This window comes from Centipeda artemidis DSM 19719 (assembly GCF_000426665.1).
Taxonomy (GTDB): Bacteria; Bacillota; Negativicutes; order Selenomonadales; family Selenomonadaceae; genus Centipeda; species Centipeda artemidis.
The window spans coordinates 330,412-357,195 of sequence record NZ_AUFU01000001.1; the positions used below are offsets into that span (position 1 = coordinate 330,412).

Below are 26,784 nucleotides of genomic sequence, written 5' to 3' on the forward strand. Positions count from 1 at the left end.
ATTATCTTAGAAGCGATAGGTGTAGGACAGACGATAGCTCCGCGGGAGCGACCAATGCTCATTGTCATTGATTGGATTATCTCGGTCAAGCAGGTTATAAACGCCGAACGATACGGTCTGCACTGGAGAAATCGTATATTCCATCGTCAGATTTCCCTCAATACGATTCGGTATTGCATGATCCGACTTCCCGCTGCTTGCTCCGTAAACACCGGTCAGGAGATATGCCGACGGCTGTCTCTTTGCCGTAACGTACCAATCCGTGTTAAGGCGCAGCTTATTGACATGGTACTGGAGCCCTGCAAAGAGCTGAACCCGTGCATCAGACTGTGTCCAATCGCCGTTGCTGCTCTTTGCCTTGGGATTCCCGTAGTAACCGCCGGTACGAATGCTCAGGCGGTCGCTGAGCTGCCTGCTGTATTCCAGCTCAATTCCCGTGTTCTTGAACTTGTCGAGATTGGTCTGTACCCACGTATCGGGGTCACCGCCCGAAATCACCGTATTCTCTTTCACCCATTTGAACTTGTTATTGATGTCCATATGGAAGAGCGCGACTTTCAGCGATTCTTTCACGTCGCCGAACTTGATGCCCGTTTCGTACGTCCATCCATCCTGCGGATTGAGTCGATACCGTGTCGACACCTTGGCACTGTAGTAGGGCGAGTTCACCGCGGGAGTTTCAAACGACCTGCCTACGTTCACGTACCACGAAGCGCGTGGGCTCATCTTGTAGAGGGTCTGCACCTGTGGCAGGAAGATGCTCTGCCCCCGGTCGTACCCGTTTCCCTTAACAAAATGCTCGCGAATCCCAAGCGTTGCTGAGAATCGATCGTTCATTTGACGTGTATAGGCTGCAAAAACGGCATACTGATCGCGATGGAGACTGCCATGATTTGCGGAATGACGCTTGACATGCCCTTCGCGATGGAAATCAAATCCCGCGACGAGGGTATCAAGCCCGCCGCGCAGATCCCATTTCTTCTGTGTGTCAAAGTTCCAACTCGTCGCATCCGTGTCTGTAGTGCTGTCGGCATTGAGCGGGCGCGTCGTATGCTTGAGATAGGCAAGGCTTGATTTCAGCCCCGTATGCTTGTCGTCATAGATGAGCGCGAATCGGTTGGTCTTATACTCGTAGCGATAGTGCTTATACGGCGTGACCCAGTCTTTTACATGCGTATCATACTTAAACTCCCGATGCCCGCGGTCAGTTTCATTGTACGTATAATTTGCAGTCAGCTTATCGCTCAGGCGCAGGTTGAGAAAGATGGAATCCCGCATCGAATTATCGCTGGATTTGCGCGTAAAGTTCCGCCCTGCGTACGTGTACGGAAACATCCGGTTATACTGGGAAATCTCCTTGCGGTATTCTTTCTTATACTGAATACTAAAATTCTGCCCTGAGACTGCAATTCCATAGTTCTTCTCATGACTGCCAATCATCCCTGTGACACTTCCATGAAGTTTATCATCAGTGGGTTTCTTTGTAATGATATTGATAACGCCCGCCATCGCCTCCGCACCATAGAGAACGGAGGATGCTCCCTTAACGACCTCAATCTTTTCGATGGACTCGACGGGGATCGCATTCATCATCTGATTATAGTTCATGAGGTTAGCGGGGCTGCCGTCAATCAGTACCAATGTCCCCTTATCCAATCCGCGGATATTGATGCGGGAGAGATCAATACTCCCCTCGCCTGCAGGACCGTAAGAATATGCATTCACTCCCGGTATACGCTCGAGTGCATCAAACGCCGTCTGCGCGCCGCTGTCCTTCAGCTGCTGCGCGGTGATCACCGTCGTCGTCGCGGGCGTATCCAAATCCTTGGTTTCGACGCGCTGTGCGGTGACAACCACATCGTCGAGCGTATACTCATCGAGTTTTGATGTATCTTGTCCCCCCCCTGCGGACACAACTCCATTCATACCGGAGAGAATTGCCGTGACGACCAACGTCTGTAAGAGGCTTTTCTTCATAAAAACATTTCCTTTCCCTATAAAAATTAGTTCATCTATCTTTACATGCGGTTCTTTGCATGAGAGATACTTCCTTGTACGCCGCCCGCTGCATGGGCGATGACGGCGCGCTTCATGCCGCACTCGGCACTATCTGTGCCCGCGGTGTGCATCCGCGCGAAGCATCCGCCGCCGCACGCGGCGAGTGTATCGCAGGAGCGGCAGCGCGCCATGCCGTCATGCACGAGCGCGGCGACCGCGCGTTCGCGTTCCTTGGAGATGCCCTGCATGACATTGCCGAGGAAGAACCGCACGTCCCCGAAGAACGAGGAACACGCATAAATGCCGCCGTCCGCCTGCACGAACGCCGCCTCGCCGCGCAGGACAAAGCAGTGCTCGAACGCCTCCATGCGCCCGCACGCGAGCGCGCCGCAGCGTTCCGTCTGCGTGAGGGCGATGCGGATGCCCGTGAGCGCGGCGAGTTCGTCGAGGCGGCGGCAGAGCGCCGTGACCGCCGCCGCGGTCTCCGCCTTCCCCGCGGGGACGAGCCCTCTCCCGCGCCCCTGCCCGCGCAGGAGGTCAAGCCCGATGCGCCGCACGTTGCCGAGGTAGTATGCGAGCTCGGCGAGTCCCGGTAGATCGCGGACATTCTCGCGCGAGACGACCGCAGTCACGCCGACGGGTATCCGCAGGGCGCGCAGTACCTCCATGCCGCGCATGACGGCGGCAAAAGAACCCGCACCGTTAGGGAGCTTGCGCAGGTGGTCATGTACCGCCGCGCGCCCGTCAATGCTCACGCCGATGCCGACGCGGTGCCGGTGCAGGAAGCGCGCGCGCTCCTCGGTGAGGAGAGAGCCGTTCGTCTGCACCTGCATCCGCGCGGGGATGTGCTCCGTTTCGACATAGCGCACGATTTCCTCGATCAGGTGGAACGCGAGCAGCGGCTCTCCGCCGCTGAACTGGAGGACAAAGGGCGTGCCGCCCGTCGCGGCGAGAGAGATTGCGCGCCGTGCCGTCTCAAAATCCATCGTCTCGCGCCGCATCTCCGCCGCGTAGCAGTAGCGGCAGGCGAAGTTGCAGTCCCCCGTCAGCGCGAGCACAAGCAGCTTGCAGTGTTTCATCCGCGCCGCTCCGTCACGAGAGCATCCGCCGATTTTTCCGCAGGAGATAGAGGAAATACGGCGTGCCGAGCAGTGCAGTCATGATACCGACGCGAATCTCGATGGGGTCGAGGACGATGCGCCCGAGCGTATCGCAGAACACAAGCAACATCCCGCCCGCAAGGATGCTCGCGGGGAGCAGACGCCTGTGGTCGGGACCGACGATCATGCGCATCATATGCGGCACGATGAGTCCGACAAATCCGATGTTGCCGCTGATGCAGACGCCCGTCGCCGTTGTCATGGACGCGACGGCAAGCAGAATGAGACGATAGCGCGTGACGGGCATCCCGACGGCGCGCGCCTCGACGTCGCCGAGGACGAGGATGTTGAGGTGGCGCGCCATGAAGAGCATGACGGCAAGCCCGATGCAGATGGGTCCCACGCCGAGCAGGACATGCTCCCAGCGGCGATAGTCGAGGCTGCCGATCGTCCAAAAGAGATATTGCTGCATTTTCTGCTCGCTGATGACGGTCAAGATGCCCGCCGTAATCGCGCCGAGCAGCATGCCGACGACGACGCCCGCGAGGAGCAGCATCATCACGGGAATCTTGCCGTGCCGCATGGACAGCATGACCGTGAGGGAGACCGCCGCGAGCGAGCCGAGGAAGGCAAACATCGGCAAAAAGAACATGCTCTCCTCCGATAGCCCGAGCGAGATCGCGATGACCGCGCCGACCGCCGCGCCGCTCGACACGCCGATGATGCCGGGGTCGGCGAGCGGGTTGCTGAAAATGCCCTGCATGACCGTCCCCGACGCGCCGAGGCTCGCGCCGACCATCAGCCCGACGAAGGTACGGGGAAAGCGGATATGCCAGAGCACCGCTTCCTGCTCGGGCGTGACCGCAACGTCCGTGAGCACGGGCAGCCCCGCCGCGTGTGCGAGCGAGGCGAGCACCTGCACAAAGGAAATATCAAACTGTCCCCACGAGAGCGAGAACAACGACACGAGAATAAGCAGCACTCCCATGACGGGCGCAAGCGCGCGCAGTGAAAATTTTCTAGGCATGGTCTCCCCCCTTTTCCGCACGGCGGATCGCCCGCCGGATATGATCGTTCCAAAGATATTCCTGCGCGTATGCCGCGCCGCGCAGTCCCATGAGCGGCGCATCGGTCAAAAGCACCGCGTCGGGTGCGGGCTGAGCAATATGAAAGCGCGCGACCGCATCCTCGGGCGGCACCCCCGCAGTCTCGCTGCCGCTCCCAAGGAAGATTCCCTCACGGAGCGCCGCAATCGCCGCGCGCCCCGGGGCGCTCTCGGGCGCGGCGATCTCGTCCGCAATATCCGCGGCGTATCGCTCCGCCAGGCCGCCAAAGTCCTCCATCAGCACGGTCAGACGCCCCATATCCGCCCATTCGCCGCGCAGTGCGTGAGCGATGCCCAGTGCCGCAGACGGCGGCGCCGCGATGACGGCGCGCTCGTACCAGAGATCGCCCCACATGCTCTTTGCCGCGTTGATGCGGAAGAAGATCTGCCGCTGTACCCGCTCCGCCTCGGTAAGCGCGGCGTCGATACGCGGCGCGCGCAGGGCATCGTTGATCTCCGTGAGCCAGCGGCGCGTTCCCTCGACGCCGTACGGCGGAAGCGGCGCAATGTACGGCACATCGGTCGTTTGCTCCAAATATGCCGCAAGCTCCGCGCCGAGTTCGGCGTGAACGACGATGTTCAGCTCCGCCGTGCCGAGCGTCTCGAGCTCCGCCGCCGTACATCCGCCGCCCACCGGCGCGCCGATCGTATAGCCCGACAGTTCGAGAAGCCGCATTAGCTCGCACAGATCATTCCCCGCGCGCAGATAGGCGGGCGTCAGCCCGAGGAGGTTGACGCGTCCGGGCGTCCGCGCCGCCCTCCGGGGGGCGATCTCCTCCATACAGGCGCGCGCGGCTTTTCGGTAGCCCGCGGCGAACATGCCGCCGAGCCCGCCGCTGTCAAAGGCGGCGACGCGGGGAAAGCCCATGCCGCGCGCGATGCTCCGCACATCGTCGCCGATGAGCCCCGCCGCGCAGCTGTTTTCCACCGCGAGCAAGGCGGGCGGCGGGTCGAGATGCGGCGCAAGCGTCTCGCGGATGTACTCCTCCGCGCCGAACACGATGGCGTCATTGTCGAGCTGCGTTGAAATCATGCGCTGCGCAATCATCGGGCACTCCTGTTCGAGCGTCCGCATCGCGTAAAAATAGCACCACATGGGGCCGTTGACGGCGATGAGCGCGTCCTGAATCCCTGCGAAAAATCCCGCGGCGCCCGCGAGCGCGCAGGAATCCGAATGCCGGCAGACGCTTTGAAACGCGTCCTCAGGCATAGAGCACGCCCCCTTCCCGCCGCCGCGCCGCACAGCGCCGCATACAGTCGATGCGCAGTTCCTCCCCGCGCCGCCCCGCCACGGGCAGCATCGGGAGGAAGATTTGCCGCAGACGCGGATTCGCGAGCTCATGCGTCGTCAGCACGAAGTCCGCCGCCGCGTAAAAGGGCTCCGCGTCGCGCTCCGCAATCACGGGCGCGGAACTCGCCTCCCGCACGCGCCGCTCCATCTCCGCGCGGTCGTCCGGCAGATAGGCGTCGAGAATCACCACGCCCGTGAGCACAACGCCCAGTTCCTCGAGCAGACGGCAGAGCGGTTCCGGCTTAAAATACCGCACGGCACGCCCGACGGCGAGCACGACGCGTTTTCCCGCGAGTGCGTCCCGTCCCGCGGCAAGCACCGCGTCAAACGCCGTACGCTCCTGCGCAATCAGCTCCTCCGCCGCCTCCTCGCGTCCCGTGAGCGCACCGATACGCGCGATCCAGCGCAGCGTCTCTCCCATGCCGACGGGGTAGATGTCCCCTGCGCAGACGATGCCGAACCGCTCCGTGAGGAGACGGGCAAAGTCCCGCACCTCCCGTTCGTGCGCCGCGTCCCCTTCCCTGCCGAGCAAAACGGAGAACTCTGCGGCGGGCACGGCTTTTAGCTCGGCGAGCGAGAGATAGGAGGGGAACTGAAGGACATCCCGCACGCCGAGTGCCGCGAGCAGACGCCGCACCTCGCGGACGTATTCGCCCGACGCGCCGCCGCAGTCGCCGAGAAGGACGGCGCGCCCCTGCTTTTTTTCCGCCGACGGCTCCATAAAGTTCTCGGCAAGCAGACGCATCGTCTCCAAATAGCCGCCGAAGTATTCGCCGTCGAGAAACCCGTGCGATTTCAGCGCGATGACGGGAATCCCGTATTCCTCCGCCGCCTCCTCTGCGATGCGCTCCGCATCGTCGCCGATGACGCCCGCCACGCACGACGAGACGATGAAGATTGCCTCCGGATGCGCGTTCATGACAACGTGGTCGAGACAGCGGCGCAGCAGCTCCTCGCCGCCGAACACCGCCTCGTCCTCGGCGATCCCGCTCACAAAGAGCGGCACAGCCCCGCGCTCCTCCGCAGCACCGCGCGCCATGCTGCGGTAATGCGCCCCGGTCTCTAATGTACGCGCGATATGGGCGCACGCGCGCGGGCTGTGGAACACGACCGCCACGCCGCGCACATAGGCAAGCGCGCGCCAAACGCCCGGCATCGCGCAGCTGCAGTTCGTCCGGCGAAAGATGAGCCGCTTTGCCTCAGTTGCCATAGGACTCCACCAATGCCTCCAGCTCCTCAAACTCCATCGACTGCGGGACGGAGAGCCGGTCGTTCGTCTCAATCGCGCGCGCAAGCCTGCGGTAGACCTCCGCCTGCGCATCCTCGGGCGCGTGCTCGATGACCGTCTTGCGCCGAATCTCCGCCGCGTGGACGATCTGCGCGCGCGGTACGAACGCGATGAGACGCGTATTGAGACGCGCGGCAAATGCCGTGAGCAGTTCCTCCTCGCGCGCGACGTTGCGGCTGTTGCCGATGATGCCGCCGAGCCGGACGCTGCCGCGCGCGGCGAAGCGCGCGACGCCCTTTGCGATGTTGTTCGCCGCATAGAGACTCATCAGCTCGCCTGAGGAGACAATGTAGATCTCCGTCGCATATCCCTCGCGAATCGGTACGGCGAACCCGCCGCAGACCACGTCGCCGAGGACGTCATAGAGCACGATGTCCTCGTCCTCGATGGCATGCAGCGCCTTCAGCCGCTCCAGCGCGACGATGATGCCGCGCCCCGCACAGCCGACGCCGGGGTCGGGACCGCCCGCCTCGATGCATTTGATGTCGTGCCAGCCCGTGTGAACGATGTCCGAGAGCTGCGCCGTGCCCTTTTTCTCGCGTTCGATATCGAGCACTGTCTCTTTGCAGATGCGACCGAGCAGCAGGCGCGTGGAATCGTTCTTCGGGTCGCATCCGATCTGACAGACGTGCCGCCCCATCTCCGCAAACGCCGCCGAGACGTTCGACGCGGTCGTCGATTTTCCGATGCCGCCCTTGCCGTAAAACGCGATTTTCTTCATGCCGTCGCTCCTTTGTCCTCGGATACCGCAAGCAGCGGTGAGAGCGTGCGCCGCTCCGACTCCGTAAACACCTCGATATGCCCCGTCCGCGCGTTCTCCGCGACGCGCACGGGCGTGCCGTACGCGAGGGAGAGGGTCTCCTCGCGCATGACCGCCTCCGGCGCGCCGTCCGCCACGATGCCGTCCGCCCCGATGAGCAGAAGCCGCGAGCAGAACCGTGCGGCGAGGGACAGCTCATGCACGACGAGCATCGCGGTGCGCCCGGCGGCGCAGAGTTCACTGCACAGGCGAAAAATCTCTTCCTGATAGATGAAATCAAGCCCCGTCGCCGGTTCGTCGAGCAGGAGGAGCGGCGCTTGCTGTGCAAGGATCTTTGCGAGCAGGACGCGCTGACGCTGACCGCCCGAGACCTCCTGCACCGCCTTGTCACGGATGTCCCAGACGCCCGTGTACTCCATCGCGGCGCGGACGATTTCCTCGTCCTCCGGCCCCTCCTGCTCGTAGAATTTCAGATAGGGATAGCGCCCCGCCATCACGATGTCGTGCGCCGTGTAGCCGAAGGAGATGGCAACCTGCTGTTGGAGGTAGGAGACGAGGCGCGCGCAGTCCTTCTCCCCGTACCTATCGACGGGGCGCCCGTAGAGGAGCGCCTCACCCGCATGGGGCGCGAGCAGCCCGCGCATCGTCTTGAGGAGGGTACTTTTGCCCGCACCGTTCGAACCGATGATGCCGACGAGTTCGCCGCGCCCGACGGTGAAATTCATATGGTGCAGAATCGTATGATGCCGTGCATAGCCGACGGACAAATCGCGCGCCTCAAGAACAGCGTTCATAAAAGACCTCCTTTCAAGAGCAATAATGTATTCGGTATCGATTGCCGTAAGGCATAACCTACGTCGACGAAGCGTTTGCCAAAAATGACGACGCTAGGCGCCAAAATCCCGCGTCACGCCTTTGACAAGATGTAAAATTCTCTGTACCGACAACTCTTCGATCGTATAACACGGCGCGTGCATCCGCGCCGCAATCTGCGCCGCGAGGTGCAGGCGCACAAGGTCCTGCTCGGTATCGAGAACGAGAGCGCGGACGCCCGTATTCCCGATGGTCTCCGCCGCCGTGAGCGCCGCCTGCGCGGGGTCTTCTCCCTCCGGTGCGGCAGTCGCCCGCCCGTCCGTGAGGAGCACCAGCAGCGTCTCCGCGAGTTCCCCGCGCCGCGCCGCCCCCGCGAGATGCAGGAGCGCTTCGGACAGACCTGCCGCGAGCGGCGTGCGCCCTCCCGTCGGCAGTTCCCGCAGCAACCGCTGTGCCAGCTCCACGCTGCGCGTCAGCGGCAGCAGTGTCTCGGCACGATCGCGGCGAAACGCGACGAGACCCACGCGGTCACGGCGCACATACGCCTCTCGCAGGAGGGCGAGCATCGCCCCCTTCACCGCGCGCATCCGCGCGCGCGCCGCCATCGACCCGCTCGCATCCACGACAAAGAGGATATTCGCACCGCGTTTTCGCTCGCGCACCGCACGCCGCAGATCGCTCCGCGCGATGACGATGCGCCGCCCGTCCGCCGCACTGCGGCGCAGGCGCTGATAGGGCGCGGCGGCGCGCAGTGTCGCGGCAAGGGCAATATCATGCTCCCGTTCGCGCGCGGCGGCATCACGCACCATGCGCCCGCCCGCCGTGCTCGCCGCCGTCAGGCGCTTGCCGCTGCCCGCTCCCACGGCGCGCCGCTCCCGCGTAAAATCCAGCAGCGGCATCGTCATCTGTGCGAGCGCGTCGAATATCGCGTCCGTACCGCCCCCGACAGGATTCTGCGGCGGCTCCGCGTCACCCAAATCGCCGCCGTCCTCGTCCGCGCTTTCCTCCGTGCGCTCCTCGGTCGGGGATTCGTCGGCACGGGAATCATCCCCTGCGGCATCTCCCACCTCGGGATGATCTCCCTGCGATGCATCCTGCCCCTGCTCTTCCTGCGCCGTATCGTCCGCATCCTGCGTGTCGCCGTCCGCACCGTCCCCCTCATTTTCCTCCGCACTCTGCGGGGGCGCGGGCATCTCGGGCGGCGCGCTCATGCGGTGCGGCAGGACGTAGAGCGCCGCCTCCTCCATATCGGAGGGCAGGAGATAGGCGCGTCCCGCGAGGGCGGCAATCGCGCGTGCCGTCTCCGTGAGAAACAGCTCCGCGCGGTTGCCCGCACAGCGCGCCCGCACGACGAACTCCGCCGCAAGCGTGCGCATCGCGGAGGAGACGGCAACATCCGCAAGACGCTCCCGCGCCGCCGCAATAGACGCGCCAAGTTCCTCCTCCGCCGCACAATAGTCTGCGGCAAATGACTCGGGCGCACGGCTGTAGGCACAGGCACGGCGGACAACGGCACGCCGCTCCACCGCATCGTCCGCCCCCGAGAGCGAGACGAACATGCCGAATCCGTCGAGCACGGCGGCGGGCAGTGTGCCCTCAGCGGGATTCATCGTCCCGACGAGAATGACGGAGGAGTCCTCCGCCGCCGCGGCAAGCGCCGCGTGGAGGAAGGGGCGCGGCAATAGATTTGCCTCGTCGAGGAGGAGCAGACCGCCCGCCGCGCGCCGGAGAATGCCCGGCTGTGCCGTGCGTACGCCGTCCGCGAGCAGGCGCTCGATGTCCGTGCCGCCGAATACCATATCGTCGGTTGCACCGAGCGGGAGCTGCGTGAGTTTCCCCACCTGCGGGAGCGCGCCCGCCGCGCGTACGAGGAGCGTCTTTGCCGTTCCCTGCGCGCCCGAGAGGAGAAGCCCTCCCGCGCGCGGATTGACGAGGGCGATCAGGAGCGCACGCTTTGCCGCCGTCTGTCCGACAATCGCGGACAGGGGATAAACAGTATTTTTCATAGCGTATCGAGCCGCGACATGCCGCACGGCAGAGCGCGCAAAAGTATCCTCATGCGAGAATCTCCCCCACGCGCGCCCAGTCGACGACCGTCTCCTCAAAGGGACGGCGGCGCACGCGGTGGGCAAGAGCGAGATGCGCCGCCGCGCGCAGGTCGTCCGCCGCGATGGCGTCGCGTCCTTCGTAAGCGGCATGGGCGAGCGCCGTCTTGATGAGCACAATGTCGCTGCGGTGACCGTCAACGCCGAGTTCGAGTGAGATCCGCGCCGCCTTGTCGATGCTCTCATCATCCGGAACGAGCGATGCAAGCCGCTCCTGCGCGCGGGCGATGTGCGCGGCAAGCGCCGCCTGCTCCCCCGCATACGCCTCCGCGAACGCCGCAGGTTCGCGCTCGTAGGCAAGGCGGCGGCGCACAACCTCGGCGCGCTGCGCGGCGTCGCGTTCGCCGCGAATCTCCACGGACAGCGCGAATCGGTCGAGCAGCTGCGGGCGCAGCTCGCCCTCCTCGGGATTCATCGTCCCGACGAGCACGAACCGCGCGGGATGCGCGTAGGAGATGCCCTCGCGCTCCACGGTATTGACGCCCATCGCCGCCGCGTCGAGGAGGATGTCGACGATGTGATCCTCGAGCAGGTTCACCTCGTCCACATAGAGGATGTTGCGGTTCGCTGCGGCGAGAATGCCCGGCTCGAACTTTTTCTTCCCCTCGAGAATCGCCGCCTCAATGTCCAGCGTCCCCGCGACGCGATCCTCCGTCGCGTTCACAGGCAGCTCCACGACGCGCATGGGGTGCGTCTCTTCGGCGAGCTGTTCCCCCGCCGCGACTTTTTCCATGCAGTCGGCACAAAGCGTTTCGCCCGTCGGCGCACATCGATAGCGACAGCCGCGCACGGTATGCAGCGGCGGCAGCAGCGCCGCGAGCGAGCGCACCGCCGTTGACTTCGCCGTGCCTTTCTCCCCACGCAGCAGCACACCGCCGAGCGTCGGATCGATAACGTTCAAAATGAGCGCAAGTTTCATCTCGTCCTGCCCGACAATGGCTGCAAAGGGATATGTATACTCCTGTTTCATCAAAAACCTCAGTCGAATATGTTAGAACTCGTAGGTCAGTCCCGCTTGGAAGAAACGTCCCTGACCGGGATAATACTTGCTGTTATACACCGGGTACTGCGCGTTCGTAAGGTTCAGCAGCTTCACATAAGCGCTCGTATGCGCATCGATCGCATAATCGACATTCAAATCGACGATCGTATAACTCTTCTGTCCAAATACCGTGCGGTCGAGCCCTGCTCCCATCGTTGCATTCAGATTGGCCGTCCATGCGCCCGCACCATAGCGAATGCCGATGCGGTAGCCGTTCGGCCGCGCGTTCGTATTCTCCCAAACGAGCCCCTGCCCCGTTCCTTTGTCACGCTCCGTACGAATGTAGGAGTAGCCGAGATCGTAGCTCCACTCCTTACTCAGTTCTTGCCGGTAGGTCAGTTCCAGCCCCCGCTTCTTCTCCAAGTCGATATTCGTCGCATAGTAGTCGGAGAAATTCGGCGTCGTCCAACGAATCGCATCGTGGATTTTGCTTTGGAACACACTCAGCTCAAGGGACTTCTTCGCATCAAAAGCATGGCGCACGCCGATCGTCTCCGTATGTCCGCTCTCGGGCTTCAGATTGCGGTTGCCGTACATGCCGCCCCATGGGCTGACGCTGTGGTAAAAGAGATCGTCCGCCTGCGGCGCGGCGAACACCCTGCCCCACGATGCGTAGAGCTGCGTCTTGTCGCTGGCCGCATAGTTCACGGCGAGCTTCGGCGTATAATGTGTGCCAAACGTACTGTGATGATCCATCCGCACGCCCGGGATCAGCGACCATTTCCCATGTTCAAACGTATCCTGCACATAGAGCGCCGTATTTGTCAGCCGCTCCCCATCGTAGCCATTCGCAAGGTTCGTCGAGCTGCTGCGGTGCCATTCCGCCCCTGCAACAAGGCGATGGTTCTTCCCGAGCTGCCACCCGTTCTGATAGTCGACACCCGTGAGGCGGGATTGGAACGCCCCGCTGAACTTCATGGATTTATAGTTGTCAAAGACACGCAGAACGCCCGGCGTCGTCGTATTTTCCTTAAAATTGTACGAAGCGCTCCAGTCGTTATAAAGCCGGTCCACATGGTCGGTGTTCCCAAATTGCAGGTTATGGCTGTTTCCGTCAAGCCTATGATGCACAACCGAAAGAGTCAGCGAATCGCCCGCGCCGAGTTTCTTATCGACACGCAGGCTCAGTTCGTTGTTGCGGTAGTCGCTTTTCGGCATTTTCCGCGTCTCACCGTCCGATTTATAACGCATATAGCCGCGTCGGTCGATGCCGCCCGCAATACTCCAGCTCCAGTCCCCCGCGCTGCCCTCGTGCATGACGCGGTACTCCTGCGTGCTCCACGCCCCCGCAGCCACATCGATTGTCGTACGATTCTCCTTACCGCGCTTCGTGATGATGTTGATCACGCCGCCCGCCGCATCACTGCCGTAGAGTGCCGATCCACCGCCCTTCACGATCTCAATACGCTCAATCATCGACATGGGCGGCACTTCCTTCAGTGACGCGCCCGCTCTGCCGCTCCCCGTTCCCTGATCACTGTTGATGCGTCGGCCGTCAACGAGCACGAGGACTCGATCATCGCCGTTCAGTCGTACCATGTCCTGCATACCTGACTGCATGACGACGACACCGTTTACATGAGAGATCGCCTCCGCAGCGTTGCGGTAGTGATTCTCCGCGATCTCCTCGGCGGTCACAACCGCGACGTTCGCCGCCGTCTGAGAAACCTGAGTGGGCACGCGCTCCGCCGTCACAACGACATCCGGCAGTGTATATGTATCACGATCTTGCACCTCATTTGCATACACATCGTTAGTACAATACCCCCCCGTCAGCAGTGCAACCGCAACAGCAGCCGAGAGTTTTCGATGTGCATTCTTTGTGTTCCATGCGTTCATTTCAGTTCCTCCTATATGTTTGAAAGCGGGATATATATCATCGCGTCCTCCTCATACAGGAACGGACGCGCATGATCCGACTGTCTAGCGCTTGACCGCCGTGAGGTGCAGCCCGTCGGGCTGCGCGAACGCGTCGCCGTACGCCATGTACGCAATTTCCTGCGCGCCGAATACGATGTCCTGCGAACCGTTGTAGATGTAGCCCTCGCGCGGTTCGCGCAGTGCGCCTGTCTTGATTGCCTTCAGTGTTGCGAGCGCGGGATCACCGAGGTATTTCTCACGGAACGCGGCGACATCATACGTGCCGTGCGCGTTGTAGGTCGGCAGGAAAAGAATGTCGGGGTCGATGGCGACGAGCTGTTCCTTCGTCATGACCTGCCCCGTGTGTATCCCCAGCTCCGCCATGCCGTTCTTCACGCCCGCATAACCGCACGCGTCGTCAAAGGTCGATCCGATGCCGCCGTACGAGCTCATGAGCGAGATGAGGACAACGGTCTTGCGCTCCGCTGTCGGGATCTTGCTTGTCTCTTCCTTCAGCGCCGCGAGTTTTTCATCCATTTGCCGCACGAGGTCTTCCCCGCGCGCCGGCTCTCCCGCCGCCGCGGCGAGGAGCGTGACGGTCTCTCGTATCTCGTCGATGCTGCGCACGCCCTTGCAGACGACGACGGGGATACCGAGATCGCGCAGGCTGTCGACGATCGTGATGTCTCCCCAGTCGGGCGCGACGACGAGATCGGGATGCAGCGCCATGAGCTGCTCGCTCGTCGGCATTCCGATTTTCTCGGGGATATTCTGCGCGATCCCCGCAATGTTCGAGCTGACGGGATCATCCGCGAGTGCGTTGATCGCCGCCATGCGCTCGGGCTCGACCAGTCCGAGCATGGTGATGTCGGTGCTGAGGGAGAGCGTCACGATATGCTTCGGTTTTTCTGCAAAATGCGTGACATGCCCCTGTATATCGGTGACGTCGTAGCCGCCCTGCGGCACATTCTGCGCCGTGTCCCTGCCGCAGCCCGCGAGCGCGAGCATGAAGAGGAGCAGGACGGCAATCGAGAGTCGTATTTTTTTCATCATTCACCCTCCACGGCGGTCAAATGACGGTTCGTCGGCTGTGCAAATGCGTCGCCGTAGAGCATCGCCGCCGTCTCCTGCGCGCCGAACACGATGTTCTGCGAGCCGTTGTAGACATAGTGCCCCCATGGATGCTTGATATGCCCCTCGCGCACCGCCGTCATCTGCGCGAGCGACGGGTCGCTCATGTACTCGCGCCCGTAGGTTTCCTCGTTCGAGCTCGGAATCCGATAGGACGGGAGGAAGATATAGTCGGGGTTCGCCGCGACGAGCTGTTCCTTCGTCATGACCGTCCCGCTCTTATTCCCCGCCGCCGCCTTTGCGTTGATCGCGCCCGCGTAGTCGCACATGACGTCAAAGCTGCACCCCGCGCCGCCGTAGCCCGCCATGATGGAGATAAAGGCGACGCTCTTGCCGCGCTCCTCCTCGGGTACGGCGTCCACGCGTGCCTTGAGCGCCGCGAGCTCCGTCTGCATCATTTCGACGAGCTTTGCCCCGCGCTCCGGCTCGCCCACGGCATCCGCCGCAAGACGGATGTTGTAGATCACATCGTCGAGATTGCGCACCTGCCGGCACGCGACGACGGGAATACCGAGCGCGCGGAGGGCGTCGACCTGCTCGGCGGGCATGAAGGGAATCGTAAAGATGAGATCGGGCTTCATGGACGCCGCCTTTTCCACCGAGGGCATCCGCGGGATCGCGTTCGGCACGCGCTGCGCGTATGCCGCCACGTTTGAGCGCATCGGATCGGTGTGCAGCTCGTCGACGGAGATCATGCGCTCCGGCTCGACGAGTCCGAGCACGATCTCGTCCATCGACATGGAGTAGGTCATGATGCGCTGCGCCTTTGCAGGCACCTCGACCTTCGTCCCCTGCGCGTCGGTGACGAAATGCTTCTCCGCGGGCTTTGCCGCCTGATCGCTCCCACATCCTGCACCGATGATGGTCAGTAAAAATAGGACGAGCAGTAAAATGCCGCCTAGTCGTTTATCCGTCCGCACGTTCCTCCAGCTCTCCTTCCATCGACAGATAGAGTTCCCGCAGCTGCGCAAGGGTCTCCTCCTGCGCCCGCCAAAGTCCGCGGTGCGCCGCTTCGAGCAGTGTCTCCGCGATGCGGTGCAGCGCCCACGGGTTCACCTCGTTCATCCATTCCCGCATGTCCTCGTCGAGCGCATATTTTTCGGCATACTTCTCATACATCCAGTCCTCCATGACCGCGCTCGTCGCATCCCATTGGTAGCTGTGCGCGAGATAGGAGGCGAGGTCGGAGGCGCCCTTGTAGCCGTGTTTTTTCATGCCGTTGATAAATTTCGGATTCATCGCCTCGGCGCGGAAGATGCGCTTTGCCTCCGCCTGCACCGTGCGGACGCAGGTGCGCCGCCGGTCGGAGCTGTCGCCGCTGTAGGAGCGCGGCGCTTTCCCCGTGAGGGCGCGCACGGTCGCGATCATACCGCCGTGGTACGCGTTGAAATCGTCCGAGCTGAACATGTGCGTCTCGCGGTTGTCCTCGTTCTTGATTGTGACCACAAGCCCCGCCATGCGCCGCCGAAAGATCTCCGGTTCGTAATTGCCGCACACGCCGCCGCTGTAGGCGTGTCCGGAAAAGCGCGTATAGACGGCGGCGAGGTCGTCAAGCGTTTCCCACTCCTTGGATTCGAGCAGTGCGCCGATGCCCGCGCCGTATGCGCCGGGCGGGTCGCCGAAGATGCGGTAGGACGCCTTTTCCCATGCGGTCGCTTCGGTTTCACCCGCCGCGATCAGCTCCGCCGCGTCCTCCTCCATATGTTTTCGGACATAATTCTCCTCGTGGGATTCGTCGAGCGTGCCCGCCATGCGTGCCGCCTCGTCGAGCCAGCGCGCGCCGTCGGGCATGGTATCGCGGAACAGTCCGCTGATGCGCCCCGTAACGTCGATGCGCGGACGCCCGAGCTCCGCAAGCGGGATGACCTCGATGGCGCGCACGCGCCCGCTTGGCTGCTGCCATACGGGGCGTATGCCCATGAGGTAGAGGAACTCGGCGATGCACTGTCCGTGACTGCGCATGTTTGAACCCGCCCAGAGGACGATGCCGACCGCCTCGGGGTAATGCCCCTCTTCCCTGATATAGTCCTCGATCACGGCGTCGCCGAGCTGCTTTCCAAGCTCCCACGCCGCGGGCGAGGGGAGTGTGCGCGGGTCGATGCCGAAGAAGTTCCGCCCCGTCGGCAGGAGATCTGCGCCGCCGCTCGACGGCGCACCGCCCGGCGCAGGCTCGATGTACGCGCCCGAGAGCGCGGTGATCGTATGCACGATCTCCTCGTCCGTGCGCCGCAGATTCGGCACGATGTCCGTGCAGATATAGGAGAGCACGCACACGAGCTGCGGGCGCATCTGTGCGCGGCATTCCCCGGCGGTTAGAGTTTCCATGACCGCATTCACGGCGTCCGGCGAGAAATCGCGCGCCATCAGTGCGGCGATGAGACGCGTGCCAAGCTCTTCAAGGCGGTCGAGCGCCATCCCGTAGGTTGTCCCGTCGGGGAGCAGTGTCCCGCCCGCATCGAGCAGTGCGTCGTAGTCATATCCCTGCCCTTCGGCGAGCACGCGCGTCAGTGCGGGAATATCGCCGTTGTCCATGCGGACGAGGGATTTCACATAATCGACAAGATCGTCCTCGGGCGGCATCCGTCCGAGTACATGAAGCCCCGTGCGAATCTGGAGATTTTTAAGATCTGTGATGTAGTTGTGCAGGCGCAGCGCATACGATTCGAAGTCCTCTTCCTCGGGCACCTCGTCCTCGAGATGCGCCGCGCGCGCCGCTTCGCGCACAAGCTCCGCGGCGGCGTCCGCCAATTCGGGCTGCGTGCGGGCAAAATGCCCGTACTCATCGAGTGCGCGCTCGAGCTCCGCAATATCGTCGCACGCGCCTGCAAGGCTCATCGGCGGCGAGAGGTGACTGATGAGACACGCCGCCCCACGCCGTTTCGCCTGAATACCCTCGCCGACAATCGTCATCCAGTAGGGATAGATGTCGGGCAGGTCGCCGATGGAGATGTCGGGGTAGCACGAGGGCGAGAGTCCCGCGTTCTTGCCCGGGAGCCATTCAAGCGAGCCGTGCGTCCCGACGTGTACAACGGCGTCCACACGGCGTACCGTGCGCAGCCAGTGATAGAACGCAAGATAGTGATGCGTCGGCGCGGCGTCGGGCGAGTGGAGGAGTTTCCCCGGATCCTCGCCGAATCCGCGCGGCGGCTGTATCGTGATGAGGATATTTCCCTTTTCGATGCCGGGCAGGATAAAGGCATCGTCCGCGACGAGCACATCGCCCGGCAGTTCGCCCCAATCCGCGCACATGCGCTCCTGCACGCGCGCGGGCAACGTCAAAAAGTAATCGCGGTAGTCCGCCGCGGAGAGCCGTCCGCACGCATTTCGAATCTGCTCGTCGGTCAGATAGCGGCGGTCGTTCGTCGCCTGCGCCGTGATCTCGTCCATGAGCGCCTGCGCCGTCTCGGGGATGTCCTCGACGCAGTATCCCGCCTCCTTCATCGCGCGCAGGAGACGCACGACGCTCTCGGGCGAGTCCAGCCCCGCCGCACTGCCGATGCTCGCGTTCGTGGGCGGATAGTTGTGGAAAATAACGGCGATCTTCTTCTCCGCATTTGCTTTGCGCCGCAGCACGGCATAGCGGTGCGCGCGCCGCGCGAGGAGTTCCATGCGCTCGGGGAGCGCGACATAGATGGAGAGCCCGTCGTCCATGCGCTGCTTTGCCGCAATCGGCACGGCATGGATAACGCCGTCGAACTCCGGCAGACTCACGCTGATGGAGACCTCCATCGCATTCATCCCGATGAGAGAGTCCTCCCACTCCGCGCGCTCCGCTAGTATCGTGTACGCCTGTAACCACGGCACGCCGAGCCGAACAAGTTCCTCGATCGGCGTCCCCGCCGCGTGCAGGGAAAATTTCAAGCAGCTCACGACGACATCGACCGCCGGCTCCCCGTCACGGTAAAAATATCGGTGCAGCGTCTCCGCAAAGGGCGGCGCGCCGAGCTCCGCGTTCGCAAGCGTATTCGTAAAGACGGGGACGACGTTCAGCCCCGCCGCCTCAAAGGCACGCGCGAGCGCCGTATGATAGGTGAAATCGCCCATGATCCACTCGGAGCGGTAGAACACAATGCCCGCCGTCGGGCGCGCAGGGTCGACGTGCGCCGCACGGTACGCCGCGATGTCCGCGCAGTCCCCCCGGTAGTCCGGGTGCCATACGCCGTGCCACGGCTGTTCCTGCGGCACAGGCACCGCTCCCGTATAGCCGCCGAAGCGCGCCGCGAGATAGAGCATCGCACCGCGCACATTCTCCTCCCCGTCAAAGCGGAAATAGCGGCGCAGCTCCATGAGATCGTCGTCCGTCATCCCGAACGAAATCCGCTCCGCGCCGCTGTTCTCGACGAGGAACGCATGGCATTTCTGTACGCGCAGGAGGTACGCGGACGCACGCTGAAGAAACGGACGGTCAAGTCCCGTCCCCATCCACAGGAAGAGCACGGCGTCTGCCGCCGCCGCGGCGCGCATGTGATCGGGCGTCCATGCATCCTCCCCCTGCACATAGTACGCCGCACAGGAGATGCCCTCCGGCAGCACAAGCCGCCCCGCCATATAATAATTTCGCGATACATTCGTATAAAAGGCGATATGCATAACGCCGATAACTCCTTGTTATAATACTCCGGGAAATAAAAAAATCCACCCTTCGGTGGATTCTACGCGCCGAGCTGCGGCACAATGCGGTCAATGCTCTGCCGACGCTGCAAATCCCCTCCCCATCGCTCGTGGGTCAAACGGTGACTGTCGGTAGGGCAGTTCTCCCGGCTCAGGTTCACAGCTCCTCTGCACCTTCCCAAAGCAACAGCTTCAGTGGCTCTATCGAAAGACGCACATTTTCACCTTTCGGCGAAAACATCGCGCTTTTCTGCAAATTCGCTCCCCAATACGGTGGCGTGACCGCGCCGGAAACGCTCCGGCTTCTCTATTAAATCCTTGCGGATACCCAACCCGTGCAGTACAGGCGGTACACCACGCAAGATGCTGCGTGCACCGCTCTCTCTGCACATTCTATATTATTCGCGCTTATTATAACATTGATTTTATTCTTGTCAAGTGCTGCGCTCACGAATAGATTTCCATCGATCGTGCAGCCAAAACCATTCCTCCGGGTATTTCCGCACCCATGCCTCGATACGATCGTTGACGTACTGCGTCGTTTGGCGGATATCCGCTTCCTTATCCTCGGTCTTGGGCGCACGGATCGCAGGCTCGACGAGGAGCACATGATGCCCGTTCGGCTCCCGATGCATGAACACGGGAAAAATCGGAACGCTCCGGAACCGTCCGATGGACGCCGCGCCTGTGAACGCGTTCGTCTCCTGTCCGAAAAAATCGATGATGATGCCGTCACGCAGGCTCGGATCCTGATCGCTGATGAGCCCGATGATCCAGCCCTCGGCGAGCATCCGGAACATCTCACGCACACTGCTGCTGTAGGTAATGTGCATCCCGACGAGTGTGCGGTACTCATTGATGAAGCGATCCATCCCCGCCGAGGACTGCTTCTTGGCGACGCCGACGAGCGGGTAGCCCGCACAGGCGAACGCCCCTCCCATGAGCTCCCAGTTGCCGCTGTGCGAGGTTGCAAAGATCGCGCCCTTGCCCTCCGCCATGACGGCGTTCAGCTCGTCCACCGCGCCGACGATCGTCACATAGTCCGACATGCGTTTCTTCATTACCGGGAAACGCAGCACTTCCATGAGCATCGTGCCAAAGCGCAGGCTGCTCGCACGCGCGATGCGATCCGCCTCCGCCGCGTCCGTATGCAGGCAACGCATGACCTGTTCACGCGCGAGCCGCTTGCGTTTTGCAGGGACGAAGATCCATGCGATTTTTGCGAGCGCTTCGCCGAGCAGCATCGCCGCGGTATGGGGCAGCAGACAGATGAGACGGCTGAGGAGTTTTACCGCATAGTAGGAAAGCATCTCAGGCGTCCCCGGAGAGCTTCTTTTCGAGCGCCTTCAGCTTTTTCGCCATTTCCGGCAAACGGCGGATCGCCGCCTGTACGCGCAGCCACTCCGCGTGGGACTGCACGGGGAAGCCCGCACCGAACGTTCCCTCCGGCATGTCGCCGATGATGCCCGAGCGCGCGGCATAGACCGAATTCGCGCCGATGTTGATGTGTCCGACCGTGCCGACCTGCCCGCCGAACGTGACGTTGTGCCCGACCTTCGTCGAGCCGGAGATGCCTGTCTGCGCGACGATAAGGCAGTTCGCCCCGATATTGCAGTTGTGCCCGATGTGGACGAGGTTGTCGATCTTCGTCCCCTTGCCGATGACGGTTGCGCCGAGTGTCGCGCGGTCGATGCCGACATGGGCACCGATCTCAACGTCGTCCTCGATAACGACGCCGCCGACCTGCGGCACCTTTGTATGTACGCCCCGCTCCGTCGTAAAGCCGAAGCCATCCGCGCCGATGACCGCACAGCTGTGAATCGTGCAGCGCGCCCCGACGCGGCAGTGCTCGCGCACAACGGCGTTCGGGTAGAGCGTCGTCCCGTCGCCGATCTCGCTGTACTGCCCGACGTAGGTATGCGGATAGAGCGTCACGCCTGCGCCGATCACAGCGTTGTCGTCCACATAGGCAAAGGGCAGGACGGTCGCGCCCGCGCCGATGCGGACGCCTGCGCCGATGTACGCCTCGTCGCTCACACCGACCGGGTGGTCGATCGCAGGAGTAAAGATCGCGAGCAGCTTTGCAAACGCAGCCTTGGGATCGTCCACATAGATCACCGCACACGAAAAGCCCTCCGTGCCGCCGGGCAGAAGGAGGGCACCCACGCGCCCTTCGCAGGCGCGTGCCTCATCAATATGCGGGGGCACGGCAAAGGCGAGATCGTTCACGCCCGCCTCATCGAGAGCGGCAAGGCTTTTTATGATGCGTCCGGTGTCGCCGCCCGCCCTGCCGCCAACCAGTACAGCAATCTCACTGACTGTCTTTTCCATGCATGATTCCCCTTTTATTGAAGTTTTTGAATGACTTCATCGGTCAGATCTGTGCCGCCGGAGATGACGGTCGGGTACTTCTTTGAGCTGTCCATCACGACGTCGAGTTTCTTGTCCTTTACAATCTCTTGGACGGCAGCGTCCATCTTCTGTTCGAGCTGAACGCTGTAGACTTGGTTCAGCCCCGCCATCTTGCGTTGGGCGTCCATCTGTACCTGCTGTGCTTCCTCCGGCGTCATATTGGGGTTCGCCTGGAACCGCTGCTGTGCCTCCGCCTGTGCCTCGGCGAGCTTCGTATTGGCTTCCGCAACGAGAGATTGCAGCTGCGGTGCTTCATTCTGCACACGCTCACGATCGACCGTGCCGACATGCACCTGGCCGCAGCCCGCCGTAAAGATACTCGCCGCAAGAAGGACAGCCGCAGGGGCTGCGCTGAAATATTTCATGGATAAAGTTCCTTTCATTCTTTGATGCTCTGCATTTCCTGCACCATCTCCGCTGTGATATCACGCGCCGTCACGGAGACAAGCGGAGTTCGCCGCACGGGAGCAAATGCATCTGCCCCCGGCAGATGTGCCGCGGCGCGCTCCTCGGGCGCGGCGAGGACGAGGGAGAGCTTGTGCATGAGCGCGAGCTTTGCCGCGCGGCTGCGCACGTCGCGTAAAATCTGCTCCTCAAGGGCATCCGCACTGCTGCGTACCTGCGCCAAGCGCAGGGCGCGCTGCGCCGCCGCACTGCGCGCTTCCTGTGCCTCCTGCGCACGCTTCATCATCTGCGCGCCGCGTTCCTCCGCTGCGGCGCGCAGACGATCCGCCTCCGCTTTCTGCGCGGCGACGGTCTCCCCCGCGCGCGCCGTCCATGCTGCCTCCTGCGGCTCGATGCGCGCCGCGACACGTGCCGCAATCTCATCCCGCCACGCATTGTAGAGCGCAATTTGACGCGCCCCGCGCTCGGTCTTAAGCGCATCTAGCTGCTGCTCCCAGCCCGCGCGCTCGCGAGCAAGCTCCTCCTCGGAGACGCGCAGCCCGTGCATGGCGCGCTGATTGTCGATCTTGAGGTTGAGGTTGAGGATCGCGTTCAGATACTCGTCGTCGATCGCCTTACTGCGCGCCTTGTAGTCCGCCTCCGTTTCCTTTGCATAGACCTCCATCAGGCGTTTGCGCTCACGTTCAAGTGCAACGCGCGCCCCGATGACAGTCTGCGCGTTCTTTTGCCACACGGAGTCATCAAATGGCGCGGGATCTGCATCAGGCGGAGTAACCTCCTGTGCGGCCGGCATATCCTCTATGCGCAGCGAAAGCATGCGTTCCTCGGCGCGAAGCTGCACGAGACGTTCATAGGCGGGGTGTGCCGCGAGTACCTCCGTGATTCGAAGAAAAGCAATATCGCTCTCTTCGGAAGCATGCTCTTTTTTGGGAGTGAGGAACATGAGGAGCAGGAGAATCAGCAGCAGCGCCGCTCCCCCCGCAAGAATCTGCCCGCGCCTTGTGTGCCAAAGTTCGCGCATACGCCCGTCTCCTCCCGCGCTTTCCTATAAAAATGTACCGAGCAGCGCTCTGCCCGGTACATATGCGCATGTCAATATCGTAGGATGTGGATTACTTGCTGAGCTGCTTGATGACATCCTGCGTGATGTCCTGTCCGCCATAGACCACAGCGCCCTTATCGATGACGACGGAGAGTCCCTTCTTCTCCGCGACGCTCTTCACGGCGTCCTGAATGCTCTTCTCAATCGGCTCCATCAGCTCTTCATTCTTCTGCTGAAGGCGCTGACTCGTCTGCTGATAGTAATCGGATTTCTCCTGATCATTCATGTTTGCCGACTTCGACTCAAAATCCGCCTGTGCCTCCTGCGCAGCCTTCTGCATCTCTGCACTGGCCGCCGCGAGCTGCGGATGCTGGCTGCCGACCTGACGGTAGTCCACAACACCGACCGCGGACGACGCCGCCGACGCAATGCCCGAGCCGCTCTGCGTGAGCGCGAGCGCGACCACCGAGCCGACGAAGACGACGGCGATGAGGATGCTGATGAATTTAACCTGCTTCTTCTCAAGTTTGATCATGAAAAAATCTCCTTTTCCTATTAAGAAACTCCGGCACGAATGCCGAATGCACTCATTATAACAAAGAGTGCGCCGCAATTCAATATCATTTTGCTTTGCGATAAGAGGAAAGCGCGTTTTCAAGATTCATCGCGATCAGCTTATCGTCTTGAAAGGTCACGCGGGCTACGCGTCCGTTGGGTACCGCCCACCCGTAGATCTCTGTCTCGGCTCCCGGGACGACGCTCTCGCCGAGCTTCGTCCCGTCCGCACCAAGCGCATAGCGTACGCCCACAAGGTTCATCCCGTAGGTGAGCGTATCGTATTTTGCCTTGGTCACGGAACCGTTCACCGTCTCGGCAATCTCATCCGTTGCACGGAGCTCCTTGCTGACGAGCCGCGGATAAGAGAGCGGATTGTTGAGCCAATTCTCATGCAGGAACGTGCATGTGACCACTTTGTAGGGACCGTCCTGCCACTCATAGGTATCCGTGTAGACGCCGCTCTCGATACTCTTACCAACGTGGCGTCCCTTTCCGTACATTGCCTCGACATCGCCGCGCGTCATCCCCGGTTCGATAGAAGCAAAATTCTCGGCGGTAATCACCTGCTGCGGGTCGCGCTCTCCCTGAAGAGCCCCCGATCCCGGCACACGCTCCGCCGACTTTCCTCCGCAGCCCATGATCAGCATGGACGAGACAACAAAGACGGCGGCTGCAAGACCTTGCTTTTTAATGTTCACCATGGCTTCCCCCTCTTTCTCCGTGCCCTTACGGGCACAACTCTCCTAAAAATTCCCCGCAGAATAGTTATGTCTCAATCATACACCATACGGCGTAATTCCGCAAGATAAACACATAAAACCGCTTACTCCTTCTGTGCCGCACGCCGGTAGATGCGCAGCTTCGTCTTCTGCGCGGGCATCTCGCCAAGCAGCTCCCACTCCTCCGCCGCAAAATTCTCGGTAAAAGCGTCGAAGGCGTGCCGCTCCACCACAAGATAGACCGTGCGGTCACGCGGCAGCTCGTCGAGCGGAAGGAACGGCATAACGTTCTTGCTGTTCCAGCTCATCTCCTTTGGTGCACGCACCGCAATCTCCTCGCGCGCCGCGAGCTCATACATCGTGTGCCCCGTATAGTACGGAACGGTCGCCGTATAGTCGCCGTAACAAACGAGCAGATCGTCGGCTTGCATCTGCGGGCGGATGAGCGCCGCCGCTTCCTTCCCGCTGAAATGCCCGTCGTGCATCGCGTAATTCGTCACGAGGAGCACCACGGCGAGGTACATCCCGACGCCCACCGTCCCTGCAGCGCGCAGGACGCGAGGATTTTGCAGCAGCAGACGCGCCGTGAGAATCGCCGTCGGCAAAAAAGCGGGGAAGCTGTATGTCGGGTACTTCGTCGCCATGCACTGAAAGAACAGCGGCACGACAATCGCCCAAACGAGCAGGAACTGCGCACGCACATCGATCGCAGTGCTCACGCGCCACGCGCGAAAGAGTGCGAGCGGCAGCGCAAAGCTCCACGGAAACATGCCGAGGAAATAGATACCGAGATAGAAGTACCACACGTTCCACTGTGCATGCTCGGAGACCGTCGCGCGCAGGACATTGTGAATTCCCAGGAACGTATTCACGAAATCTGCGCCGTGCGTCAGATACATATAACAGTACCATGGTGCGCAGACCGCGAGGTAGACCGCGAGCCCCGTCAGAATCCGAATGCGCACGAGTGCACCAAAGTCCCGCCGCAGTACGAGAAATACGAAGATAACCAGACCGGGCAGGAGAATCCCGATGGGTCCTTTGGTCAATGTCGCCAATCCCGCACAGGCATACGCGGCGTAGAAATATCCTCGCCCGCCCGTTTCGTAGCCGAGGAAAAACGCCGCAAGCGTCCCCCCAAAAAAGACAAAAAGGCTCATATCCGTAAGAATGAGCTTCGCAAGCACGGCATAGAGCACACAGGAGCCGAGGATCAGCGTCGACCAAAAGGCTGTCCGCTCGTCATAGAGGCGCCGCGCAAAGGCGTAAGTCAAGAGAAGCCCGAAAACACCGAAGAGGGCGGGGAAAAACCGCGCGGCAAAATCTGTCACACCGAACGCAGAAAACGCCGCGATCAGCTCCCAGTAAAAGAAGATGGGCTTATCATACCAATAATTGCCATAGATCTGCGGCGAGAGATAATCCCCCGCAGCGAGCATTTCCTTCGCGGTCTCGGCATAGTTCACCTCGACAGGTGCCGTAACGGGCAGGGCAGCGTTGCCCCAAAAATAGAGGACGGCGAGCAGAAAGAGCGTGCCGCCGTATTTCAGACTGTCGTTCATACCTCCTCCTCTTTCGCCGCCCCCTGCCGGTTATCCTGCGCGATGAGGTAGAGCGGGCGGTTTTTGACCTCCTGCAGGATGCGCGCGATATATTCTCCGCAGATGCCGAGCATCATCATCTGCATCCCGCCGAAAAAAGCACAGCAGACGACGATAGTCGACCATCCCGGCACCGTCTCACCGCGCATGGTCTCAAAGAGAACATGCAGGAAGAGCAGTACGGAAAAGAGCGCCGAGAGCATTCCAACGTAGAACGCGGCGCGCAGCGGCTGCACCGAATACGCAAGGATACCGTCGAGTGCAAACGAAATCATCTTGTGCAGGGAGAACTTCGACTGCCCGGCGAATCGCTCGTGTGCCACAAACTCCACAATTGTCTTACGAAATCCCATCGAGCCGACGATACCGCGGATGAACCGTGCATGTTCGCGGTAACGGCGCAGTGCAAGGACGGCTTTCCTGTCCATCAGACGGAAATCCGACCCGCCCTCTTGAATCTCTACATCCGAAAGTGCGTTGAGAAGACGATAGTAATATTTTGACGTCAGACGTTTGAGGAGGGACACGCCCTCGGTCGTCAGACGTACGGTCTGTACAATCTCAAAGCCCTCTTCCCATTTTTTGATGAGTTCCGGCAGAAGTTCGGGGGGATGCTGCATGTCGCCGTCCATCGTGATCACGGCATCACCATCCGCATGGTCGATGCCGCAGGTCAGCGCGATCTGGTGCCCCGCATTGCGCGCCAGGAAGATCGACTGCACGTGTCGATCCGCCGCGCCGAGTTCCAGGAGGATCTCCCTGCTGCCGTCGCGGGAGCCGTCGTCCACAAATAGGAGTTCGTAGTCATAGGGGAGCGCTGCCATTACGCCGGCGATGCTGCGCGCAAAATGCGCAATGTTGTCCTCCTCGTTGTAAACGGGAACAACAATGGAAATTCGTTTCACTATGCAGTCTGCGCCTCCTCTCCCCTATTGTACGGCAG

The 26,784-nt window shown here is 61.8% G+C and carries 21 protein-coding genes and 1 riboswitch; all 21 genes read right to left on the minus strand.

What is annotated here, in order from left to right; all coding sequences use genetic code 11:
• Positions 1 to 6 precede the first annotated feature (6 nt).
• On the minus strand, positions 7 to 1,977 hold the full coding sequence (locus tag K341_RS0101615) for a TonB-dependent receptor plug domain-containing protein (RefSeq protein ID WP_026761648.1): 1,971 nt from the start codon (positions 1,975 to 1,977) through the stop codon (positions 7 to 9).
• 41 nt (positions 1,978 to 2,018) lie between these two features.
• A complete protein-coding gene (locus K341_RS0101620) occupies positions 2,019 to 3,077 on the minus strand; it encodes a radical SAM/SPASM domain-containing protein (RefSeq protein WP_026761649.1) in 1,059 nt (352 codons plus the stop codon).
• Positions 3,078 to 3,090: 13 nt separating this feature from the next.
• Entirely contained in the window at positions 3,091 to 4,125 is a 1,035-nt protein-coding gene (locus K341_RS0101625; protein WP_026761650.1) for a FecCD family ABC transporter permease, read from the minus strand.
• On the minus strand, positions 4,118 to 5,413 hold the full coding sequence (locus K341_RS0101630) for a nitrogenase component 1 (RefSeq protein ID WP_026761651.1): 1,296 nt from the start codon (positions 5,411 to 5,413) through the stop codon (positions 4,118 to 4,120). The genes K341_RS0101625 and K341_RS0101630 overlap by 8 nt, the downstream gene beginning before the upstream one ends.
• On the minus strand, positions 5,406 to 6,704 hold the full coding sequence (locus K341_RS0101635) for a nitrogenase component 1 (protein WP_026761652.1): 1,299 nt from the start codon (positions 6,702 to 6,704) through the stop codon (positions 5,406 to 5,408). The genes K341_RS0101630 and K341_RS0101635 overlap by 8 nt, the downstream gene beginning before the upstream one ends.
• Positions 6,694 to 7,503, minus strand: a complete 810-nt coding sequence (locus tag K341_RS0101640; RefSeq protein WP_026761653.1) for a nucleotide-binding protein — start codon at positions 7,501 to 7,503, stop codon at positions 6,694 to 6,696. The genes K341_RS0101635 and K341_RS0101640 overlap by 11 nt, the downstream gene beginning before the upstream one ends.
• Positions 7,500 to 8,336, minus strand: coding sequence for an ABC transporter ATP-binding protein (locus tag K341_RS0101645; protein WP_009752539.1), 837 nt, complete (start codon positions 8,334 to 8,336; stop codon positions 7,500 to 7,502). Before K341_RS0101645 ends, K341_RS0101640 begins: the two co-directional genes overlap by 4 nt.
• A 93-nt stretch (positions 8,337 to 8,429) precedes the next feature.
• Positions 8,430 to 10,361, minus strand: coding sequence for a VWA domain-containing protein (locus K341_RS0101650; RefSeq protein ID WP_026761654.1), 1,932 nt, complete (start codon positions 10,359 to 10,361; stop codon positions 8,430 to 8,432).
• Between the two features lie 49 nt (positions 10,362 to 10,410).
• Positions 10,411 to 11,430, minus strand: coding sequence for a magnesium chelatase ATPase subunit I (locus K341_RS0101655; protein WP_026761655.1), 1,020 nt, complete (start codon positions 11,428 to 11,430; stop codon positions 10,411 to 10,413).
• 21 nt (positions 11,431 to 11,451) lie between these two features.
• Positions 11,452 to 13,341: a TonB-dependent receptor plug domain-containing protein gene (locus K341_RS0101660; RefSeq protein ID WP_026761656.1), complete on the minus strand. Its 1,890-nt coding sequence runs from the start codon at positions 13,339 to 13,341 to the stop codon at positions 11,452 to 11,454.
• Between the two features lie 84 nt (positions 13,342 to 13,425).
• Entirely contained in the window at positions 13,426 to 14,415 is a 990-nt protein-coding gene (locus K341_RS0101665) for an ABC transporter substrate-binding protein (RefSeq protein ID WP_026761657.1), read from the minus strand.
• A complete protein-coding gene (locus K341_RS0101670; RefSeq protein ID WP_026761658.1) occupies positions 14,412 to 15,413 on the minus strand; it encodes an ABC transporter substrate-binding protein in 1,002 nt (333 codons plus the stop codon). The genes K341_RS0101665 and K341_RS0101670 overlap by 4 nt, the downstream gene beginning before the upstream one ends.
• Positions 15,400 to 19,083, minus strand: coding sequence for a cobaltochelatase subunit CobN (gene cobN / locus K341_RS0101675; protein WP_026761659.1), 3,684 nt, complete (start codon positions 19,081 to 19,083; stop codon positions 15,400 to 15,402). The genes K341_RS0101670 and cobN overlap by 14 nt, the downstream gene beginning before the upstream one ends.
• 140 nt (positions 19,084 to 19,223) lie before the next feature.
• A riboswitch (cobalamin riboswitch) is annotated at positions 19,224 to 19,451 on the minus strand.
• 87 nt (positions 19,452 to 19,538) lie between these two features.
• Positions 19,539 to 20,414 (minus strand): lysophospholipid acyltransferase family protein, encoded by an 876-nt coding sequence (locus K341_RS0101680; protein WP_026761660.1) that lies wholly within the window; start codon positions 20,412 to 20,414, stop codon positions 19,539 to 19,541.
• Position 20,415: 1 nt separating this feature from the next.
• Entirely contained in the window at positions 20,416 to 21,435 is a 1,020-nt protein-coding gene (lpxD, locus tag K341_RS0101685) for a UDP-3-O-(3-hydroxymyristoyl)glucosamine N-acyltransferase (RefSeq protein ID WP_009657261.1), read from the minus strand.
• Between the two features lie 14 nt (positions 21,436 to 21,449).
• On the minus strand, positions 21,450 to 21,881 hold the full coding sequence (locus tag K341_RS0101690) for an OmpH family outer membrane protein (RefSeq protein ID WP_026761661.1): 432 nt from the start codon (positions 21,879 to 21,881) through the stop codon (positions 21,450 to 21,452).
• A gap of 14 nt (positions 21,882 to 21,895) precedes the next feature.
• Positions 21,896 to 22,942, minus strand: coding sequence for a hypothetical protein (locus tag K341_RS0101695; protein WP_009752744.1), 1,047 nt, complete (start codon positions 22,940 to 22,942; stop codon positions 21,896 to 21,898).
• A 91-nt stretch (positions 22,943 to 23,033) separates the two neighbouring features.
• The gene (locus tag K341_RS0101700; protein WP_009349717.1) at positions 23,034 to 23,498 is read right to left on the minus strand and encodes an OmpH/Skp family outer membrane protein; all 465 of its coding nucleotides are present in this window, start codon (positions 23,496 to 23,498) and stop codon (positions 23,034 to 23,036) included.
• An 85-nt stretch (positions 23,499 to 23,583) separates the two neighbouring features.
• A complete protein-coding gene (locus K341_RS0101705) occupies positions 23,584 to 24,222 on the minus strand; it encodes a hypothetical protein (protein ID WP_026761662.1) in 639 nt (212 codons plus the stop codon).
• 122 nt (positions 24,223 to 24,344) lie between these two features.
• The gene (locus K341_RS0101710) at positions 24,345 to 25,802 is read right to left on the minus strand and encodes an ArnT family glycosyltransferase (protein ID WP_026761663.1); all 1,458 of its coding nucleotides are present in this window, start codon (positions 25,800 to 25,802) and stop codon (positions 24,345 to 24,347) included.
• Positions 25,799 to 26,746 (minus strand): glycosyltransferase family 2 protein, encoded by a 948-nt coding sequence (locus K341_RS0101715; protein WP_026761664.1) that lies wholly within the window; start codon positions 26,744 to 26,746, stop codon positions 25,799 to 25,801. The genes K341_RS0101710 and K341_RS0101715 overlap by 4 nt, the downstream gene beginning before the upstream one ends.
• Between the last annotated feature and the right edge of the window lie 38 nt (positions 26,747 to 26,784).